Below are 21,212 nucleotides of genomic sequence, written 5' to 3'. Positions count from 1 at the left end.
AAACTATTGGGGAATCTGCTGGGTAATACAATGAATATTTCCACCCCCAAGTAAAATTTCTCTTGCTGGTACACCGGTTATCAAATAATCAGGATACATTTGTTGGAACAGGGCTTTGGCTTGTTCATCAGTGCGCTCATCAAGTAAAGGGAAAATAATCTGCTTATTACTGATTAAATAGTTCACATAAGAACCAGCCAGACGATTACCTTCAAACCGTTCAATCGCCAGACCTTTCTCAACACTGATTGTTTCTTCTTCAGTTGAATACAGCGGCCCGGGGGCTGGTAGTTTCCATACTTTGAAAGTACGGCCCTGAGCATCTTTGGTCGTTTCAAGTACTTTTAATGCAGCGACTGAGCGTTCGTATTGCGGATCATCTTTATCTTCTGTCCAGTGTAGTGCTACTTCACCAGCACGTACGAAACAGCACATATTATCAATGTGACCATCTGTCTCATCGTTATATACACCGAGTGGTAACCAGATGAACTGTTTGATGTTTAATAGTTTTGAAAGCTCATCCTCTATCTGAGAACGGGTTAACTCAGGATTGCGATTTGGATTGAGTAAACATTCTTCGGTAGTTAACAAAGTGCCTTCACCATCAACATGAATTGCTCCACCTTCCAGAATCAAACTACTTTTATATAGGTCAATTGAATGAAAATGGGCCACTTGACTAGCGACTTTGAGGTCTTTATCCCAATTGGAATATAAGCCACCATTTTCTCCGCCCCAGGCATTGAAGATCCAATCAATAGCTATATTGTTGCCGGATTGATCCTTAACGATCGTAGGTCCTGTATCTCTCATCCATGCATCATCACTTTCAATTTCAACCAACGTAATATCAGCAGGCATAATTCTTTTTGCTTTATGCATTTCTGTTTTCGGGACAGCCATATATACCGGGGTAGTCCGGGAAATAGCTGTAGCAACTTGTGCAAAAGCTTGCTGGGCTGGGGCCGCATCTTGTCTCCAGTTATCAGTACGATAAGGCCAGATCATCCAGATGCATTGTTGTGGTTCCCATTCGGCAGGCATTGTGTATAGAGGGTTTTTCATTTCAAAAAATTCGGATCAGGTTAAGTTCACTTCATGTTAGATCATATTTTTTCAAAAGTTAAAATAATACATTTCAATTTTTTTGAAAGAATATGGTTTTTTTAAATTTTAATATGATTGAAATTAAATTTTTTCAATAAAAATTTAGGTACATTAATATGTTGAAGGCTTGTGAAGAAATTAAGAAAAAATGTGATAGCTTGATGAAGGGATTAGCCAATATTATAAATGGCCCAAAATGATTAAGTAATTTAAAAAAAAGGTTAAGTAGGTTTTTTAAAATATAGCTTTTATTAAAAAATACCAAACTGATAATTTTTAGTGTTTATCTTGTTGAACTTTGCCACCTTTTTTTTAATATTATATTTTTATTTTGGATCAATAATGAAAAAATGGGTTTGTAAAAAGTGTGGTTTATATAAAAGGATCAAGGCATCTGAGATAAAACCAGGGCAGAAAGTCTTTTTCATAAAGTTTGAACGTCATGCTAATAAAATAAATGGAAAAGTAGCTTGTGGGGAGGTTCTGAGTCGACATGCGAATGCTTTAACGCTTTTAAGTAAAAATATAATTTTTGTGGTGAAGGACACCGATGTCTATCCAAAAGATGCACCCGTATATTTTATTTATAATATGTTTGGTGAGTGTGATTGTTAAATTTTTATTGATTAAATCATCTGCTTTTTTAATGGTGTGGCACACATAGTCAAATGAGGTGATATATCGTCAAGATATACTTTTATAATGTTTATATAGTTGAACCTTCAGACTTTTCCTTATGCAATATTTGCCAGCTCTAAACAGAACAATCTAGCCTGATTCTGTGCTTTAGATCTCATCTCGCTTTAAGGAAAGAATCAAAGTCTTCTGGAGTTTTTATGTCTGACTGTAGAGAACAAAAGATGTCTAAATATATTGTGATGAAGCAAAGGATTAATGCGCCTTTAGACCTGGTTTTTCCTATTTTTTGCAAACATAGAACATTTAATATGATCTTGTGGCCATTGGATTCTGTAGTCATCAAAACTTCTGAAGATTCTAATAATAGGGATGGTGTAGGTTCGATACGGCATATGGGCATAGGATCTTTTAAGTTTATTCAGGAGGAAATTACCAAAATTATTCCCAATCAGATGATTGAATATCAAATGTTAAAAAACAGTATATTTCCTTTTCATTTAGGTCGTCTGGAATTTGAAGAGAAAGAAGGTATTACCTATCTGAACTATAGCATCTGGCTACAAAGCAAAATCCCTTTACTGGCAACATTGGTTTTGGCCCAACTCAAGTGGTCTGCCACACGTGGACTAAAACAAGTTGCAACAAAAATTGATCAATACAAGCCTCAATGATCATCGTAAGTAGCGGTGATATTTAGTTATATTCTCTATTGGAACAGTCGCATTCTCTGGCAAAAACTGATTCAGGCTCTATATCGCAGAATGCATAGCCCGCCATCAGACGTTCAACATCCAATATAAAGGAAAAATAATGGATCTCAGCAATAAGACAATTATAATTACTGGTTCTTCCAGTGGAATTGGTGAAGAAGCGGCAATTCAACTGGCACAAGCAGGTGCAAAAGTTTGCCTTATTGCACGGCGTGCTGAAGAATTACAACGTATTCAAAAGGCGATTCAGGCGCAATCGGGGCAGGTCTTTATTTATCCGGCCGATATTACCGATCCAGCGCAGTTAAAAACCTGCGTCGCCTTGATTTTGGCCGAGCATCAAAAGATTGATGCGCTGGTCAATAATGCAGCGCGATCAATCCGACGTCCTATACTCGAGTCACTTGATCGTTTACATGATTATGAACGCACCATGCAGATTAATTATTTTGCTGCGGTGAATATGACCCTGCATATATTGCCGCATTTTCTGGAAAATGGTGCAGGACATATCGTGAATATTTCGACCATGTCAACGCAAGTTCCCATTCCTTTATTCTCAGCCTATCTGGCCAGTAAATCCGCGCTTGAATCTTTTTCCCGCTCTTTGTCTATGGAGCTTAAGGACAAAGGTGTTGATGTCAGCATTGTATATTTTCCGATGGTTAGAACACCGATGTCTTCTAAAACAGCAATTTATAAACATATGAAAATGCTGGATACAGCAACGGCAGCAGGATGGATTGTGAAAGCGATTACTGAAAAATCCTATCGTGTTAGCAGCAAGACCGGGTTGGTGGCCAATGCACTGTTAAATACCGTACCGACCTGGATGATGAATCTGTCCCGACCATTGTTTCAGCGCATGGATAAACGTTTAAAAAATAAATTGGAAGCAGATCTTTAAGCCAAAATCAGAACTTGGCAATTCAGAGTTAAAAGAAAAGCAGCGAAAGCTGCTTTTTTATATTAATAGATAAATTTAGAAATCTTATCTGCAGTCTGAATGACCGCTTCGGCAACTTCATTTCTAAAATACTGTTCATCATAACTGCCAAGCGGACAACTCACGGATAAAACTGCGGCCATTTTACTGGTGGATTGTTTATAAATCGGCGCAGCGCAAGCAGCCATATCATGGTTATAGTGGCCCCAACTCACCATAGAACGTTGTGTTTTTACAAAATGGAGACGTTGTAACAGCTCTTTGAGATTTTTTGGGGTGAGTTCGGAAAAAGTGTCCCATTGATTAAAACCTTTATAACGCTCTTTAATTTCGGCTTCAGTTAAATCTGCCAATAGCATTTGCCCAATCACGGTTGCATGTGCAGGCCAACGTGTGCCCAGACCGATGTTACTGGTAAAGGTACCATTGGATTGAATGTTGTTGATAAAGACAATGTGTGTGCCTTCCAGAATTGAAAGATGCACTGCAAGCTGGGTTTGATCACGCAGCTCTTTCATTAATGGTGTGGCTAAATCCAGTAAGGACTGTCTGGCTAAGCTGTTAAAGCCAAGCTCCATGACCTTTGAGTCCAAAGCATAGGTTTTCTGTGAGGCTTTACGTAAAAAGCCACAAGACTCCAGCGTATAGATCAGGCGAAAAGCGCTGGAACGGTTAACATCCAGAATTTCGGCAATTTCGGTAATCGTCATTTCTTGGGTTTGCTGGTTAAACGCTTGCAAGATTGCCAAACCACGCACTAAGCCAGGGACTAAATAGCGCTCTTCATTTTTTATTGCATCAGATTCTTGGGAGTCTGTTTCAATGCTTGAATTCATCTGTTCAATTTTCCTATCAAAAAAGCACACTGCTGTACATTTCGTTCTCTTCGATTTGTATTGTAACTGCAAATAGATTTATAAAATATTTTTTTATATATAAAACAAAATTTTTTTAGTAAAACGTAAAAGAATGTGTTTTAAAAGTCAAGGTATTGAATTTTATAAATATATTTAATTTGACATAAAAAACATGATGGGAGTATTCTTATCTAAAGTTTGTTATATCAAATAATGTTTTATATATAAAACAAATGAGGATGCAAGGATGAGTTGGATCTCAGTTTGTCAGCAAGACGACATCACCGAAGACGAGCCGAAAGCCATTGAAGTCGACGGTAAGAAAATTGGCGTATTTTTCATCGATGACAATTATTTTGCTATCGAGAATGTTTGCCCCCATGCCTATGCCTTGTTAACCGAAGGCTTTATCGAAGACCAGACCGTGGAATGCCCGTTGCATGAGGCGATCTTTGATATCCAGACAGGTGAGTTGAAGAGTGGGCCGGGATGCCGTGATTTGTGCACCTATCCGGTACGGGTTGAAGGGCAGGACGTTCAAATTCAACTATAAGTTTATTTTTAAGGATGGAATCTCATGAAAACTTTTAATGAGAAGCTAGCGAACTGGATTCATGCCACGCCAGCAACCGAAGCAGGGATTAACAATATTCAGATACCAGGACAGGCAGAGTTGCTGGTTTGGCAAACGCGTTATAAAGAACCAACGGTCTATGAACAGGATTTTGTTCAACATCTCATAAAAGCCTTTTCCGCTGGTGTGACAGAACTTACTGATTTAGTCCAGTCTTTAAACCAGCAAGGTTTCCGCTGTGAGTCGGGCGAACTTTGGACTTCTGAAAAGTTCTCAGAAGAAATGCAACGTTTAGGTTATTAATTCAAGGAAGAATAGTGATGAACGCAGCAGTATCAGTGACTCCAAGTGTAGAAGAGTATTTAGATTTAGGTTTACGTGATCAATGGCATCCTGTGTTAGCAAGCTGGGAAGTGGCTGCAAATCCGGTCGGTATTACCCGTTTAGGTGAAAATATCGTGGTTTGGCGTGACGCAGAAGGTCAGGTGCATGCCTTGGAAGATCGTTGCCCGCATCGTGGCGCACGTCTTTCTTTGGGCTGGAATCTGGGCAATCGTGTTGCTTGCTGGTATCACGGTGTAGAAGTCCGTCATGATGGCGTGGTGGAAGATGTGCCTGCGGTACATGACTGTCCAATGAAAGGTACCTCATGTGTCAAAAGCTATCCTGTGATTGAACAGCATGGTGCAATTTTCATGTGGTTTGGGATTGATGCCAATGAAGAACCTAAACCGCTAGATTTTCCTGAACAACTGGCAAGTCAAGAATGGAGTTCATTCTTATGTCAGGCCGACTGGAAAGTGAATCATCAGTATGCGATTGATAATGTCATGGATCCGATGCACGGTAGTTATTTGCATTGCACCTCACACTCAATGGCAGAGGGTGACCGTACGGCGGAAATGAAACATCGTTCAACCCCAAATGGCTTTATTTTTGAAAAAGAAGGCCAGGTTGGTGTGAATTTTGACTGGGTTGAATATGCCAATACCGGTGCAAGCTGGTTACGCCTTTCAATCCCGTATCGTAAAGACTTTGGTCCAGGCGGCGAGTTCTGGATTGTGGGTTATGCCACACCGATTGATGCCAACAATACCCGTGTATTTTTCTGGCGTTGCCGTAAAGTCAGTGGCTGGCAACGTAATGTCTGGCGTTTCCTTTATCGCAATCACTTAGAAAAATTGCACTGGGATGTATTGGAACAGGATCGCATTATTTTAGAAAATCTTGCACCGAATGCCCGTCAACACGAATTTCTGTATCAACATGATGTTGGTCTGTCCCGTTTACGCCGCTTAATGAAAAAAGAAGCGGAAAAACAGTTAAAGAAAATTGCAGCATTGAATACGTCGAATCGTATTGAAATGCAGGAAGAAGTTCATGGTTAATGTCGCGTTGTTGCAGGACAAAAAAGTCCTTGTCACAGGCGCGGCAAGAGGCTTGGGTCGAGACTTTGCACAAGCCATCGCGGAAGCAGGCGCGCAAGTGGTCATGGCGGATATCTTGACTGATCTGGTGCAACAAGAAGCTGCTGCTTTGCAAGCACAGGGTTTAACGGTGAATGCCGTGAGCATTGATCTGGCCAATGCCGACTCGATCCAGCAAGCAGTTCAGCAAGCAGTTGAGCGCATGGGCGGAATGGATGGTTTAGTGAATTGTGCCGCACTTGCAACCAATGTTGGCGGTAAAAGCATGATGGATTATGACCCTGATCTTTGGGATCGCGTCATGAACATTAATGTTAAAGGCACGTGGTTAGTCACAAAGGCATGTGTGCCTTATCTCAGCCAATCGAATGCAGGCAAAATCATCAATGTGGCATCAGATACCGCTTTATGGGGTGCGCCGAATTTGATGGCCTATGTGGCGAGCAAAGGTGCATTAACCGCAATGACACGTTCCATGGCGAGAGAACTTGGGCCACTCAATATCTGTATCAATACGCTTTCACCAGGATTAACTTTGGTTGAAGCCACCGCTTATGTGCCGCAAGAACGCCATGATCTCTATGTGAATGGCCGTGCGATTCAACGTCAGCAGTTACCACAGGATTTGAACGGAACAGCCCTTTATTTACTGTCAGATTTGTCCTCGTTTGTGACAGGACAGAATATTCCGGTAAATGGCGGTTTTGTCTTTAATTAAGGAGTTGTCTCATGATTACAGGGATTGAGATTTTAAAGTTTGGCGTTGAAGACAGAGCTGCTTCGAATAAATTTTTGGCAGATTTCGGGCTCAAGCAAAGCCAGTCGGATATTGAAGGGACTGATCTTTACCAGACTCAAAATGGTAGCAAGATTTACTTATTTGATTGTGATGACCAGCGTTTACCAAAAGCCATTGAGTCAGGTTCAACGTTACGTGAAGTGACCTGGGGGCTAGATGATGCGGCACAGGATTTGGCAAATTTAACACTTCGTCTAAATGATGTAGACGGTTTTGAGGCGACTGCGGACATGGTGCAGTGTCTGGACCCGAATGGCATGACCATTCGCTTTCAGAAAAGCTTTACCCAGGATTTACCTGCATTAAAAACAGAAGGCATTAACCAGTACGGCAATGTACAGCGTGTCAATGCAGCCAGCCCTGTTTATGACAAGGGTCAACCGGTCGCAATTGGTCATGTGGTGTTTTTTACCCCTGATTTAGCAAAGACGGAACAGTTCTATATCGAAAAACTTGGCTTCTTCTTGTCGGATGCCTATCGCAACCGTGGTGCATTCTTACGCTGTCGCGGTAAGGGTTTCCATCATGACCTGTTCTTGCTTTCGGTACCAAATAAACCGGCTGGACTTAATCACGTGGCATTTGTGGTGCGTGATATTCATGAGGTGATTGGTGGCGGATTGCACATGAACCGTTCTGACTGGTCAACCTTTATTGGCCCGGGACGTCATCCGATTTCTTCAGCTTACTTCTGGTATGTCAATTCACCGCTTGGTGGCGCATTTGAGTATTACACCAATGATGACTATCTGACTGAAGAGTGGCAGCCACGTGTTGAAGAACATCGTCTGGAACTCTTTACAGAATGGGCGATTGAAGGCGGTCTGGATGATCAGACCCGCCGTCAGATCAAACCTGTCTAAGTCCGGTTGAGCAGGGAGTGCAAGCGATGGAAAGAATTGTAATTGTGGGTGCAGGACAAGCCGCAGGTTGGGCCGTCAGTACCTTGCGCCAGAATGGTTATGCAGGTGAAATTCATGTGGTCTCCAATGAAGACCGTGTGTTCTATGAACGCCCGCCATTGTCAAAACAGGTACTTTCAAAAGAAGCGACTTATGAAAGTTTGCATCTGTTTTCTCCAGAGCAGGTACAGGATTTCAATATTCAATGGCACAAGCCAGCACTTGCCACACAGGTCGATCGCCAGCAGAAGCAGGTGATTCTGGAAAACGGTCAAGTTTTACCCTATGACAAATTATTGATCGCCACCGGCAGTCGTGCGCGTGTGCCTGTGAATACGTGGCAGTTTATTCCGAATGTGGTGACGTTACGCAATGTTCAGGATTGTGAGCGCTTGGCTGAAATCTTGCAGCATTCACAAAAGCTGGCTGTGATTGGTGGGGGGTGGATCGGTCTGGAAATTGCTGCGACCGCACGTAAACAGGGCAAAGAGGTTCATATTTTTGAATATGGCGATCGTCTGTGTGCACGCAGTGTCAGTCCGGATGTCTCTGATTTTCTGAAAAATATGCATGAGCAGCAGGGCACCCAGATTCATTTAGACAGTAAAAACCTGCATTTGATTGAAGCCGGTCAGCAAAAAGTTGAAGTGGTGAATCATCCGAATGCAAGTGAACTGTTCGATTGTGTGGTGGTTGGTGCTGGTGCGGATATTGCCAAAGAGCTTGGTGTCAATGCGGGCTTGGACGTGAAAGATGGCATCGTGGTGAATGGTTTTGGGCAGACGTCTGACCAGGATATTTATGCCGCAGGTGATGTAGCGATTCATCCGGGGCTTGGGTATTGCATCCAGTCTTGGGCCAATGCACAGAATCAGGCGATTGCCGCTGCAAAATCAATGCTGGGTATTGCAACCGAATATAGCGATATTCCGTGGTTATGGTCGGATCAGTATCACTTCAATATTCAGATTTTAGGTACTTATCAACCTGAAAAAACAGGGCAGATTGTAGTTCGTAAAAGCGCAGATGATCAATGCAGCTATCTGTATCTGGATGATCAAAACCGTTTACTCAACATGATCGCCATTAATGATTCAAAACTGGTCAAACTGGCAAAGCGCTGGATGCAGTCGAATACCGTGTTAGACCCAAAATTATTAGCAGACCCTGAATTTAATGTAATGAAATTAAAACCATAAACCTTAGGGTCTGTTGACATTTCAACCATGCATTGCGTTATCGGCTAAAACGACATAAACAAGGCATGAAATGCAGACAATGGCGATCCCCTTGTCAAGTTTCATAACGCAGTTTAAGGAAGTTTTAGCCATAACCCTACGGGACAGAGACATTTTTTGCCGCTACGGCGTTAGGTCTTGTTTACTTAGAGTGGCTAAGTTGCACAAAACCTGCCTTGTACCGTCTAAAAAATGTCTGCTGTCGCAAGCATCTGTGAGATGTCAACAGACCCTAGATCCGGTTCATGACTCAATCAAAGGGATGAAGTATGAGTAATGAAGAGAAAAGTGGATTAAAGCATTGGGTTCCTGCTTTTGTCCTGATGGTATGTGTCGTACTGGCATTCTTCGACAAAATCAGTATTGCCGTATTATTTGCCGACCCGCACTTTCAAGGTGCCATGGGGATTGCACAAGATAAGGCCAAGTTGGGATGGCTGATGACCAGCTTTCTCTTAGCCTATGGTTTTTCATCGGTATTCCTGAGTTTCCTCGGCGATATTTTTAATCCGAAGAAAATGCTGTTCTGGAGCGTCGCTTCGTGGGGCATCCTGATGTTCTGTATGGGCTTTACCACCAATTATACCGGCATGCTGATCCTGCGGGTTTTGCTGGGTTTGGCTGAGGGACCATTGTTTGCACTGGCGTATGCCATCGTCAAACAGACTTATACCGACCGCCAGCAGGCACGTGCTTCGACCATGTTCCTGTTAGGAACACCGATTGGTGCATTTCTGGGTTTTCCCATTACCGCAGCGGTGCTTGCGAAGCATGACTGGCACACCACCTTCTTTGTAATGGCGGGTTTAACAGTGATTGCACTACTGGCCATTGCATTTGGTTTACGTAATTTACAACTCAAGAAAACCATTGAACTGGAATCGAGCAGCAAACGTTTGAATTTCAAAGGCCATATTCACAATACCAAGCTGTTATTGCAAAACCGTGCTTTCTGGCTGGTATGTATTTTCAATATTGCCTTGATGACTTATCTGTGGGGCTTAAACAGCTGGGTGCCTTCTTATCTGATTCAGGACAAAGGCTTTAACCTCAAAGAGTTTGGTATTTACTCAAGCTTGCCATTTATTGCCATGCTGATTGGTGAAGTGATTGGTGCTTTCCTTTCTGACAAGTTAGGCCGCCGTGCTGTTCAGGTCTTCAGTGGACTGTTGGTGGCGGGCATCTTTATGTATGTCATGGTCATTATGACTGACCCGATTTTAGTCATCGCGGCCATGTCTTTAAGTGCAATGGCGTGGGGCTTTGGTGTCGCAGCTGTATTCGCCTTACTTGCCCGTGTCACCACTGCCGATGTGGGGGCAACTGCGGGTGGAATTTTCAACGGAATGGGGAATTTTGCCAGTGCAATTGCACCTGTTCTGATCGGTTACATCGTGATGCAAACCCACAGTTTTAATTTAGGAATTACCTTCCTGGCAGCCGTCGCCGTAATCGGATCGTTTTTCTTGGTTCCTTTATTGAAACGTTATTAATCAAACTATTGAACAAAAACCTAGGAGTTAAAACATGACTACTCAACAATTTGAATCATGGACACAACCTGAAGGTACAAGCTTACAAGACTGGTTAAATACCCGTATCGCACGCTTTGAAACACGTAAATATGATTTTGATGCCTTGAAATTTCAGGCAGATTACGACCCGAAATATCGCCGTGCACAAATGCGTTATATGGGCACGGGTGCAACTGGTGTGGTCAATGATGGCAATACGGTTCCAGCAGAAAACTTCACCTTTTCAACCATGGTCTTACCTCCGCAATGTGAAGGACCTTTACATATTCATCACGATGTGGAAGAAGTGTTTTTCATGTTACGTGGCGAGATTGACCTGTTCATTGAACATAACGGTGAAAAGTTTGAGACCCGATTGAAAGAACGTGACCTGATTTCGATTCCACCGGGTATTTATCGCGGCTTGTTTAATCCGGGTCAGGAAGATGCCCTGATGTGTGTGATGTTAGGTGCGGGTAAACCAACCATTCCGAACTATCCACCTGAGCATCCATTGTCTCAAATCAAACGTTAATTCGATTGATCTCATAACTGTTGAAGGAATGACATGATGACCCTGATTGAGCGTTTAATTCACTATCCCGTTAAAACTGTTGTCGTCAATGGCGCTGTGCAGGCTTATCGCGAAGCAGGTCAAGGCCAGCCGCTGATTTTGCTACACGGGATTAGCTCGGGTTCAGCATCCTGGATTAACCAGCTAGAGACACTCAGTCAGCATTTTCATGTCATTGCCTGGGATGCACCGGGTTATGGCTTGACCGATGGCTTAAGCACAGAGCAACCGGATGCAAGTGATTATGCAGCACGTGTATTGGCCTTGATGGATGCGCTGAACATTGCAAAAGCCATTGTAATTGGACATTCATTGGGTGCCTTACAAGCCAGTGCGTTTGCCCATCTTTATCCTGAACGGGTACAGACTTTAGTGCTTGCCAATGCGGCACAAGGCTATCAACGTTCCGATGAAGACACCAAAGCACAGGTCTATCAAAAACGACCGAATATGTTGAAAAGCTTGGGCACTGCAGGCATGGCAGCCAGTCGTGGACCGCATTTGATTTATAAACAGGACCCTCAGGCACTGGCATTGGTAAGTGAAGTGATGGGGCAACTGACTTTAGACGGTTTTACCCGAGCATCTTATTTGCTGGCGTATGACGAAATTCGAAATTATTTAACAGAACTGACAGTTCCTTGTGTGGTCATTGCGGGTGACAAGGATGGAATTACACCTGCGCAAGCAATCAAGGAACTGGCTGTAGAAATGCATTTGAGCCGATGTCATCTCATTACCGATGCAGGTCATCTGAGTTATGTCGATCAACCTGAACAGTTTAACGACATTGTTTTATCGGCGTATTAAGACTTAAACGAGAGATATGGATATGAGCTTCCAAGTTGAAGGAAAAGTAGCAGTTGTCACAGGTGGCTCGTCAGGCATTGGTTTGGCTGCAGTCGAAATTTTAGTTGCAGAAGGCGCCAAGGTGGCGTGGTGTGGCCGTGATGAGCAGCGTTTGGCAGCATCAAAACGATATATTTTAGAACAATATCCGCATGCCAACGTCTTCACCAGCGCATGCAATGTCTTGGATAAACAAGATGTGCAACGCTTTGCCCAACAGGTCAATCAGCATCTGGGCAATGTCGACATGCTGATCAATAACGCAGGTCAGGGCCGTGTATCTAATTTTGAAGATACCCAGGATGAAGACTGGATGAAAGAAATTGAACTGAAGTATTTCAGTGTATTACATCCAGTACGTGCATTTTTGGATGATTTAAAACAGTCGGCTTGTGGATCGATTACCAATGTCAATTCTTTGCTGGCCCTACAACCTGAACCGCACATGATTGCGACTTCATCTGCGCGTGCAGCATTGTTGAATCTGACCCATTCACTGGCGCATGAATTTACCCAGTACGGCATCCGGGTCAACTCAATCCTGTTGGGCATGGTGGAATCAGCCCAGTGGAAACGCCGTTTTGAAACCCGTTCTGATCCTAATGCTACTTGGGAACAATGGACTGGCAACATTGCCAAAAACCGTGGTATTCCCATGCAACGTCTAGGCAAGCCGGAAGAACCGGCACGTGCCTTGGTGTTCCTTGCATCACCTTTAGCATCCTATACCACAGGTTCGGCACTGGATGTCTCTGGTGGATTTAACAAACATTTATAAGGTGTTCCCATGAAACAGTTGATGATGATCGGTTTTGGAGCCATGGCAGCAGAAGTGTATGCGCATATGCCTCAAGACCTGCAACTTAAATGGATTGTGGTCCCTGCACGCAGTGTCGAAAAAGTACGGGCGCAGGTTGCGGCTGATGTACAGGTCATTTCTTCAATTGATCAATGTCAGGGTACACCGGACTATGTGATTGAAGTGGCTGGTCAGGCAGCAGTGAAAGAACATGCGCAAAAAGTGCTGGAAAAAGGCTGGACCATTGGCCTGATTTCAGTGGGCACTCTGGCGGATAACGAATTTTTAATTCAACTGAAAAACACCGCAGAACAACATGATGCGCATCTGCATTTATTAGCGGGGGCAATTGCCGGGATCGATGGCATCTCTGCGGCCAAAGAAGGCGGTCTGGAAAAGGTCACTTACAAGGGCTGTAAGAGTCCGAAAAGCTGGCGTGGCAGCTATGCAGAACAACTGGTCGACCTCGATCAGGTCAGTGAAGCAACGGTTTTTTTCCGTGGCACAGCCAGAGAAGCTGCCTTGAAGTTTCCAGCCAATGCCAATGTGGCCGCCACGATTGCACTGGCTGGACTGGGTATGGATGAGACCCTGGTGGAGCTGACGGTTGATCCAAATATCAACAAGAACAAACACACCATTGTGGCAGAAGGCATGTTTGGTGAAATGACCATTGAACTGGTGGGGGTGCCATTGGCGAGTAATCCCAAAACCTCAACCTTGGCTGCATTAAGTGTGATTCGCGCTTGTCGCAATAGCGTTGAAGCAATTCAGATTTAAAAGGATTTGATCATGGTAAAGGAAATTTATATCGCAGGTGAATGGCGATTAGGTAAAGGCGCTACGATTCAAAGTTTATTTCCAGCAGATCAATCGGTGAATGCTGAAATTTCAACGGCGAGTCTGGATGATGTCAATGAAGCCATTGAAAAGGCAGATGCTGCTTGGCGTAAGGCGGAATGGCGCAACAGCATGCCGCATGAACGTGCCCGTATTTTATATAAAGTGGCCGACATTATTGAAGCGCGTGTGGATGAACTTTCAAAGCTGCAAACCCGCGATAATGGCAAGCCACTGGCTGAAACCCGTGCCTTAACCCTAAGTGCGGCAGCAACAGCGCGTTATGTAGCAGCAGCCTGCGAAACCTTAAATGATGAGCTGACCACGCAACGTGCCGCAGATTTCATGACCATGAGCGTGCATGAACCTGTGGGCGTGGTGGCTGCAATTACGCCGTGGAACTCGCCGATTGCCAGTGAAGTACAGAAACTGGCACCTGCGCTTGCGGGTGGTAATGCCGTGATTCTAAAGCCTGCGGAAGTGACTTCTTTGATTGCATTGGAACTCGCCAAAATCTTTGAAGAAGCAGGATTACCAAAAGGTTTACTCAGTGTACTGGTCGGACGAGGTTCGGTGATTGGTGATGCGATCGTGAAGCATCCTTTGGTACGTAAAATTTCATTTACCGGTGGAACTACCACGGGGCGTCATCTGGCACATTTGGCAGCCGATAAACTGATTACCACCTCTTTGGAATTGGGTGGAAAGTCTCCAACGATTGTATTGCCAGATGCAGATATTGAACTGGCAGCCAAGGGCGTGGCTTACGGCATCTTTAGTTCGGCTGGACAAGCCTGTATTGCAGGCTCACGTTTATTTGTACACAGTAGCATCTATGATCAGTTCCTCAATCGTCTGATTGAGATCACCAAAGGCTTACGTGTCGGACATCCGGAAACCGCAGGTGTACACCTTGGCTCTTTGATTAATCCGAAACACTTGGCTTCTGTCGATGCCTATGTCCAGCTGGCCAAGCAGGAAGGCGGTCAAGTGCTGGTCGGTGGTCATGCCTTGACAGAAGGTGAATTTGCCAAAGGTAGCTATTACTTACCAACGATTATTATAGGCTTAAGCAATTCAGCACAAACCTGTCAGGAAGAGATTTTTGGCCCTGTACTGGTGGTCATGAAATATGACGATGAACAAGATTTACTTGCACAAGCCAATGACAGTTGTTTTGGTCTTGCTGCAGGTATCTGGACTGAAAACTATCGTAAGGCATGGCAAATTGCCCGTGCTTTAGAAGTCGGTACGGTCTGGATCAATACCTATAAGAAATTCTCGATTTCAGCGCCATTTGGTGGCTTTAAAGAAAGTGGCATTGGTCGTGAAAAAGGCCGATTGGGCATTTTGTCTTATATGCAACAAAAAAGCATCTATATGGGATTAAGCGAGCAGCCAAATCCTTGGGCGAATTAATACATTCATGGAATGAACCGTTTTTGAGGAATATACAAATGACAGAACGTGTAAATGTCGGCGAAGCCATCGCCCGTGTTTTAGAAGCACACCAAGTAGACAGTATTTACGGGGTAATCTCGATCCATAACTTACCGATTGCTGATGCTGTCGGTCGCCGTGAAAAAATCCGTTTTGTGGCGGCACGCGGTGAAGCGGGTGCGGTCACGATGGCCGATGGTCACTCACGCTTTAAAGGACTCGGTGTGGCGCTCACCAGTACCGGCGCAGGTGCAGGTAATGCAGTCGGTTCACTGATTGAAGCCATGAATGCAGGCAGTCCAGTGTTGCATTTAACCGGACAGGTAGAGCGTGAATATCTGGATCGTGATGCCAGCTTTATTCATGAAACCAAAGATCAACTGACCTTCTTGCGTGCATCCAGCAAAGCGGCATTTCGTATCACCAGTCCTGACAATGCAGTGGGTGTGATTCGTGAAGCGATTCGTGTCGCCACGACAGTGCCGATGGGGCCAGTCAGTGTTGAGTTGCCGATTGATGTACAGGCAGCAGAAATCGATTTGCCGCTGAACTTGGGTCCAGTGAAAGCACTGGAATTGCCACAAGCTGAACAAGTAGAAGTTGACCTAATTGTCGATGAACTGAAAAAAGCCAAACGTCCAGTGTTCTGGATTGGTGGTGGTACGCTGAACAGTGTTACAGAAGTCAGGGCGATTGCCGATCTTGGGATTCCTGTGGTGTCATCGACCCATGCGCGTGGTGTATTGGCCGATGATCATCCGCGTAGCCTGGGTGCATTCCATAACTCGGCAGGGGTTGAGCAGTTGCTCAAGGAGGCTGATCTATTGGTGGTCGTGGGTTCTCGTTTACGTAGTAATGAAACCAAGACCTATTCAGTGCAATTCCCTGACAATATTATCCAGATTGATGCCAATCCTGTGGCACAGCAGCGTAATTACAAAGTTCGCAATTTCATTTGTGGTGATGCCAAAGATGTATTGCAACGTGTATTAAGCGGCTTGCAAGGCGTATCCAAAGTTGACGCAGATTATGATGCAGCCGTGGTGCAGGCCAAACAGGCGGCAATCGATGCGCTACGTAAACAGTTAGATCAGTACGCTTTGATCTGTGATCACTTACGTGCTGCATTACCACAAGACGGTATTTTTGTACGGGACATTACCATGTCAGGCAGTACCTGGGGCAGCCGTTTATTCCCGGTACAGGCACCAAACCAGAATATTCATTCTCTAGCAGGTGCCATTGGTCTAGGTCTGGCAACTGCCATTGGTGCCTCAATTGCCAATCCTGACAAGAAAGTCATTGGCTTGGTCGGTGATGGCGGTTTGATGTTAGGCATCGGTGAAATCGCAACCATGGCGCAAGAAAATACCAATATGGTGCTGATGATCATGAATGATGGTGGTTATGGCGTAATGCGCGGCATTCAAAATAACTACTTCGGTGGTCGCCAGTATTTCAATGAATTGCATACCCCAGACTATAAAGTCTTAGGCGAAGCCATGGGCGTGAAGAGCTGGAAAGTAGGCAGTGCGGATGAATTCAAGACCGTGATTCAGCAAGCCGTTGCATTCCAAGGGCCAAGTGTGATTGAACTGGATATGCATTCAATTGGGCCATTGAACTTCGCAGGTCCGCCACAGAAAAAACTGTACTAATCCCACTGAGCATTGGCAGTTCGTGCTGATGTGAAGACCGCGTTATGGGCAAAATTTTTTACCCATAACGCAATAAAAACTATGTTTTATAGGTAAAACAACAACAAGACCAACAGGATCGTTGGGACGAGAGCGAAGGAACAACCGATGAAAAAGACAGTGATGGTCGCGATGCTTGCTGCATGTTATTTGGGTACACCATCCCAGGTGTTTGCACAAAGCTCAGCCCTAGAATGGAAAAGTGAAGATGGAACCGATTCAGTTAAACTCGGCGGGGTGGTGCGACTGAATCAGCGTTATGAAGCTTGGGAAGGACCGAATGGCGGATTCGGTAAGCTGTATTTTGATATTTTCAGGGTTGACCTGAAAGGCAAGTTTGACGATGCCTATTTTAATGCCAGTTACCTGTTTCAGGATCAGGAAAAGCGTTCGGTCGAGAAAGCTTATGTCGGCTACAATCTTGACCAGAACAACAGTATTGAAGCCGGTCTGGTGTACAAACCTTTTGCGATTTATCCTTATCCGCAAAATGGCTGGACTTACCATATTCCGTTTTTCCTGGGCTATGGCAATAATATCGCACCCGGATTGAACTGGAATTTTAATAACAAGGACTGGGATATCAAACTAGGCTATTATCCGCAAATGCTGGATACCAGCCTACGCTATTCGCCTGAAAGTGCCACTTATGATGATTTGGCTGAAAATGCTTTCCCAACCCAAAAAGCCTACCAAAATGAAAAGCGCCATCAGTTTAATACCCGTATTGTGCGCAAACTGGAAACTGAATTTGGTAAGCAGGAATTTGGTGTGTCGGGGGCAATTGCACAGTTACATAACAAGAGCACTGATAAAAATGGTCAGTATTATGCGGTTGGTCTGCATAGCGACAATAATTACAAACGCTTTAATTTACAAAGCTCGGTGATTCATTATCAATATGATGCCAAAAATCCGGATGGCGTGAGCAATGATGTGACCTTGATGGGCAATAACGGCTTTACGCCTGCCTATTTCATTGCGTCAGAAGCCACGGTGGCCAGTTTAAATCTGGCTTATACCTTGCCAGTGCAGAATATGGGCAAACTCAAGGCCATCCGTTTCTATAATGACTATAGTTATATGGATAAGAAACGTGATGACTGGTCGGCTTCACAAATGAATACCACCGGGATGATGTTTATTGCTTCGCCGTTTATGGTCTGGGCTGATTATACCTGGGGTAAAAACTCCAATATTATCGGCGGGGCTTCTAATGCCACAGGTTATACCTCAACGGTTTCACCCTATAGTGACCAATGGTTATACCGCATCAATTTAAATATAGGCTTTAGTTTCTAAACCCTCATCTATAAATGCTTGAGAGGGGTGGATCATGTCGATGATTCACTCCTTTTGCTTTTTAAGCGTGGGCTAGGCAAGATGATTTTTTCGATAATCAGACGGAGACATATTTTCCCACTGTTTAAAGGCACGGCTAAACGCGCTTTGTTCTGCATAACCCAGTAAAAAGGCGATTTCTGTGAGCGAGAGTTCTGAGCTGCTGAGATAGGTTTTTGCCAGTTCCAGACGAATGCTTTTGACCAGATCGCTGTATTGCAATTGATAGCCACTCAGTTTGCGATAAAAACTTCTTAAGGACAGATTCAGGTGTCTGGCAATATGTTCTGCTGAAGGTTCACCTGCTTTTAGCATATGCACGATGAGCAGTTGCAAGTCTTTTAAAAACGTATCGGGATTAGGAATGCTCTTGAGCAGCGCTTCGGCTTGCTGGTCAAGAATCTTTTTGAGATAAGGGTCGCTGCTGGGAATCGGCAACTGGAGTATTTCAATCGGTAACCACAGTCTTAACGCATCAGCACCAAAGCTGACAGGACAACCATAAACTTCCGGATATGCAGTGGTATCTGCTGGCGCAACAGCAGAAAACTCGATTTTCGAAGCGTGAATGTCTGGATGGTGCAGGATTTTGCGGATGGTACTGATTACACCTGAGATCAAAACTTCATTGGTTAGTTGTGAATTCTTCTCTGTGACCGGAGTCCAGCACATGCAAAACTGATCTGCTGTGTGGGTAATTGAAAAAGCAGCAGAATTTTGCAGGATCAGTTGAAAGTTTTTAAAACGCTTTAAAAAACTATATAAATCAGGGCTGGAAAGTGCCAGATAGCCCAGAATATGGATATGATGCGGTTCGACCAACTCACCGATATAATATCCCATCACTGGCACAGGATGCTGCTGGTAAATATCTTCGAGTAGGTTGCTCCATTTATGCAACGGCATACGTTCCTGATGAGCATATTGCTTGCTCAACTCACTGAGCTGTAAATTCGATATATTTTTATGCTGGAGATATTTTTCAATCAGTTCCAGAAGAACTGTGGGAATGCTTGCAGTTTCAGTCATAATTACTCAGCTCATTCTAAAGTTAAATCTTTAACTCTATCCTGATCTATCAGCCAACTATCATATTTAAGTAAATTATTTATTTTAGCCGATATAATGATTGTGGTATTTATCATCATGGGACAGAATTTAATACTTAAAGTACATAATAAGATAAATTAAAAAATCAATAAAATATAATAGATTTATTTTTTTCGCTTCATTTGACTTTGCTTCATTTGACTTTGCTTCATTTGACTTGGCATTCAAGGTCAAGTATTTATCAGGCAACCGAATTATTTTCCATAGCTAGGTCTGTTAATAATTTAGAGAAATTATTAAGTGGTTGAGGTAACAAGATTTTTATATTTTGGAGTGGAAAATGCCAGATTTAAAGCAAAAGACTATGGTAAGTAAACATCAATTTGATGTGATCATTATCGGTGCCGGTTTTTCTGGACTTGCAGCAGGCATCAGGCTGCAACAGCAAAATATCAATAATTTTATCATTATTGAAAAATCAGGTGATGTCGGTGGGGTCTGGCGAGAAAATACCTATCCCGGTTGTGAATGTGATGTTCCCTCATCTATTTATTCCTACTCATTCGCCCCGAATCCCAACTGGAGTCATATTTTCGCAAAACAGAAGGAGATCCAGCAATATATTAAAGATGTGAGCAAGCGCTTTAATATGGATCAACATCTTCTATTTAATACCGAACTGTATACGGCATACTGGTCAACTGAAGATCATGTCTGGTCGGTCGAAACCAGTCAGGGTAACTATACCGCCAGATTTGTGTTTTTTGCTACCGGACCGTTAAGTGAACCTACGACCCCTGCAGTCGAGGGGCTGGATCGCTTTACTGGTAAAGTCTTTCATTCAGCACAATGGGATCATTCGGTCGATTTAAGCCATAAACGCGTTGCGGTGGTGGGAACCGGGGCATCTGCGATACAGATTATTCCTGCAATCCAGCCGATTGTTGATCGGCTGTATGTATTTCAGCGCACTGCACCGTGGGTGATTCCAAAACCGAATCTGGTGTTTCATGATGCCTCTAAGAATGTTCAGCAAAAAGTGCCTTTTACCATGCATTCTCTACGTAAAGTGACCAGTATTTCCATGGATATGTTCAGTGCCAGCGTCAATCAACCCAAGACTTTGGATCTGGTCGGCAAAGGTTTGATTAACTGGATGCATTACCAGATTCAGGACCCGGTATTACGAGAAAAGGTCCGGCCGAAATTTACCCTGGGATGTAAGCGGATTTTATTTTCCAATACCTATTACCCGGCGTTAGCAGCCAAAAATGTACAGTTGTTTGATCAAGGTCTTACCCAAGTAACAGAAAAAAGGGTACTTGTGGACGGTAAGGAAGTTCCACTGGACATTATTGTGTGGAGTACCGGCTTTGAGGTGGCAAAACCACCGATTGCCAAGCGGATTATGACTAAAACAGGCATGATATTGGATGAAGTTTGGCAATCACATACGGTACAGGCTTATAAAGGTTGTGTGGTTAAAGACCTGCCAAATGCATTTATGTTGCTGGGCCCTAACAGTATCAGTTATAACTCTTTAATTAGCACTGCCGAAAATCAGGTCAATTACGCAGTTAAAGCCATTCGCTTTATTGTGGATAATCAGTTGAAAAGTTTTGAAATTAATCCTCATGCAGATAAAGGCTATAACCAGAAGCTACAACATAAACTTGCTGGTACTGTATTTAATCAGGGAGGTTGCGCAAGTTATTATCTTGATGAGCATAAAACCAATGTGGTGAATTATCCCTGGACCATACATTATATGAAAAAAGATATGAACGAATTTGATAGTCATCGTTATATTTTTCATCGATAAATCTTAAATAAAAAGCCTTCTTTATAAGGCTTTTTATTTTTGCGCAAAATAAAGAAAATAAAAAGTATAGGACGGTGCGTGAAG

The 21,212-nt window shown here is 43.6% G+C and carries 21 protein-coding genes; 18 read left to right on the top strand and 3 right to left on the bottom strand.

Annotated elements, in window-relative coordinates; all coding sequences use genetic code 11:
- Window positions 1-3: 3 nt before the first annotated feature.
- Window positions 4-1,068 (bottom strand): agmatine deiminase, encoded by a 1,065-nt coding sequence (gene aguA / locus ACINWC323_RS00940; RefSeq protein WP_032881781.1) that lies wholly within the window; start codon window positions 1,066-1,068, stop codon window positions 4-6.
- 384 nt (window positions 1,069-1,452) lie between these two features.
- On the opposite strand from aguA, the gene ACINWC323_RS0119425 reads away from it, so the two are divergent.
- The 3 genes from ACINWC323_RS0119425 to ACINWC323_RS00950 all read left to right on the top strand — a co-directional run bounded on the left by ACINWC323_RS0119425 (window position 1,453) and on the right by ACINWC323_RS00950 (window position 3,366).
- Complete coding sequence (locus ACINWC323_RS0119425; protein WP_032881779.1) at window positions 1,453-1,725, top strand: hypothetical protein; 273 nt, start codon at window positions 1,453-1,455, stop codon at window positions 1,723-1,725.
- 245 nt (window positions 1,726-1,970) lie between these two features.
- Window positions 1,971-2,420: an SRPBCC family protein gene (locus tag ACINWC323_RS00945; RefSeq protein ID WP_032881784.1), complete on the top strand. Its 450-nt coding sequence runs from the start codon at window positions 1,971-1,973 to the stop codon at window positions 2,418-2,420.
- Window positions 2,421-2,559: 139 nt separating this feature from the next.
- Window positions 2,560-3,366, top strand: coding sequence for an SDR family NAD(P)-dependent oxidoreductase (locus tag ACINWC323_RS00950; protein ID WP_009516015.1), 807 nt, complete (start codon window positions 2,560-2,562; stop codon window positions 3,364-3,366).
- A 62-nt stretch (window positions 3,367-3,428) separates the two neighbouring features.
- Here the strand turns inward: ACINWC323_RS00950 and ACINWC323_RS00955 are convergent, their stop codons facing one another.
- Complete coding sequence (locus ACINWC323_RS00955; RefSeq protein ID WP_005231181.1) at window positions 3,429-4,241, bottom strand: IclR family transcriptional regulator; 813 nt, start codon at window positions 4,239-4,241, stop codon at window positions 3,429-3,431.
- A 268-nt stretch (window positions 4,242-4,509) separates the two neighbouring features.
- Between ACINWC323_RS00955 and ACINWC323_RS00960 the strand changes: the two genes are divergently transcribed.
- The 14 genes from ACINWC323_RS00960 (at window position 4,510) to ACINWC323_RS01025 (ending at window position 18,217) form a co-directional block, all read left to right on the top strand.
- Complete coding sequence (locus ACINWC323_RS00960; RefSeq protein WP_005231180.1) at window positions 4,510-4,815, top strand: non-heme iron oxygenase ferredoxin subunit; 306 nt, start codon at window positions 4,510-4,512, stop codon at window positions 4,813-4,815.
- Between the two features lie 24 nt (window positions 4,816-4,839).
- Entirely contained in the window at window positions 4,840-5,139 is a 300-nt protein-coding gene (locus ACINWC323_RS00965; protein WP_009516007.1) for a recombinase-like helix-turn-helix domain-containing protein, read from the top strand.
- Between the two features lie 17 nt (window positions 5,140-5,156).
- Window positions 5,157-6,224: a Rieske 2Fe-2S domain-containing protein gene (locus ACINWC323_RS00970; protein ID WP_009515891.1), complete on the top strand. Its 1,068-nt coding sequence runs from the start codon at window positions 5,157-5,159 to the stop codon at window positions 6,222-6,224.
- Window positions 6,217-6,981: an SDR family oxidoreductase gene (locus ACINWC323_RS00975; protein ID WP_009515911.1), complete on the top strand. Its 765-nt coding sequence runs from the start codon at window positions 6,217-6,219 to the stop codon at window positions 6,979-6,981. The genes ACINWC323_RS00970 and ACINWC323_RS00975 overlap by 8 nt, the downstream gene beginning before the upstream one ends.
- A gap of 11 nt (window positions 6,982-6,992) precedes the next feature.
- Window positions 6,993-7,925, top strand: a complete 933-nt coding sequence (locus ACINWC323_RS00980) for a VOC family protein (RefSeq protein ID WP_009515908.1) — start codon at window positions 6,993-6,995, stop codon at window positions 7,923-7,925.
- Between the two features lie 26 nt (window positions 7,926-7,951).
- Entirely contained in the window at window positions 7,952-9,163 is a 1,212-nt protein-coding gene (locus ACINWC323_RS00985; RefSeq protein WP_009515949.1) for an NAD(P)/FAD-dependent oxidoreductase, read from the top strand.
- A gap of 308 nt (window positions 9,164-9,471) precedes the next feature.
- Window positions 9,472-10,695 (top strand): MFS transporter, encoded by a 1,224-nt coding sequence (locus ACINWC323_RS00990; RefSeq protein ID WP_005231168.1) that lies wholly within the window; start codon window positions 9,472-9,474, stop codon window positions 10,693-10,695.
- Window positions 10,696-10,729: 34 nt separating this feature from the next.
- Window positions 10,730-11,251, top strand: coding sequence for a cupin domain-containing protein (locus tag ACINWC323_RS00995; RefSeq protein WP_009515931.1), 522 nt, complete (start codon window positions 10,730-10,732; stop codon window positions 11,249-11,251).
- Window positions 11,252-11,284: 33 nt separating this feature from the next.
- Complete coding sequence (locus ACINWC323_RS01000) at window positions 11,285-12,100, top strand: alpha/beta fold hydrolase (protein ID WP_032881777.1); 816 nt, start codon at window positions 11,285-11,287, stop codon at window positions 12,098-12,100.
- A 22-nt stretch (window positions 12,101-12,122) separates the two neighbouring features.
- A complete protein-coding gene (locus ACINWC323_RS01005) occupies window positions 12,123-12,917 on the top strand; it encodes an SDR family oxidoreductase (protein WP_009515997.1) in 795 nt (264 codons plus the stop codon).
- A gap of 9 nt (window positions 12,918-12,926) precedes the next feature.
- Complete coding sequence (locus ACINWC323_RS01010; protein WP_009515998.1) at window positions 12,927-13,718, top strand: aspartate dehydrogenase; 792 nt, start codon at window positions 12,927-12,929, stop codon at window positions 13,716-13,718.
- A 12-nt stretch (window positions 13,719-13,730) separates the two neighbouring features.
- On the top strand, window positions 13,731-15,197 hold the full coding sequence (locus ACINWC323_RS01015; protein WP_009516021.1) for an aldehyde dehydrogenase: 1,467 nt from the start codon (window positions 13,731-13,733) through the stop codon (window positions 15,195-15,197).
- Between the two features lie 38 nt (window positions 15,198-15,235).
- Window positions 15,236-16,876: a thiamine pyrophosphate-binding protein gene (locus tag ACINWC323_RS01020; protein WP_009515987.1), complete on the top strand. Its 1,641-nt coding sequence runs from the start codon at window positions 15,236-15,238 to the stop codon at window positions 16,874-16,876.
- A gap of 147 nt (window positions 16,877-17,023) precedes the next feature.
- Window positions 17,024-18,217, top strand: coding sequence for a hypothetical protein (locus ACINWC323_RS01025; protein WP_009515942.1), 1,194 nt, complete (start codon window positions 17,024-17,026; stop codon window positions 18,215-18,217).
- Window positions 18,218-18,289: 72 nt separating this feature from the next.
- Here ACINWC323_RS01025 and ACINWC323_RS01030 read toward each other — a convergent pair whose 3' ends face one another.
- A complete protein-coding gene (locus ACINWC323_RS01030; protein ID WP_009515887.1) occupies window positions 18,290-19,285 on the bottom strand; it encodes an AraC family transcriptional regulator in 996 nt (331 codons plus the stop codon).
- Window positions 19,286-19,646: 361 nt separating this feature from the next.
- Between ACINWC323_RS01030 and ACINWC323_RS01035 the strand changes: the two genes are divergently transcribed.
- On the top strand, window positions 19,647-21,128 hold the full coding sequence (locus tag ACINWC323_RS01035; protein WP_009515879.1) for a flavin-containing monooxygenase: 1,482 nt from the start codon (window positions 19,647-19,649) through the stop codon (window positions 21,126-21,128).
- Window positions 21,129-21,212 lie beyond the last annotated feature (84 nt).

Source organism: Acinetobacter sp. WC-323, assembly GCF_000314615.1.
Taxonomy (GTDB): Bacteria; Pseudomonadota; Gammaproteobacteria; order Pseudomonadales; family Moraxellaceae; genus Acinetobacter; species Acinetobacter courvalinii.
This window is presented reverse-complemented; position numbering and strand designations above follow the sequence as displayed.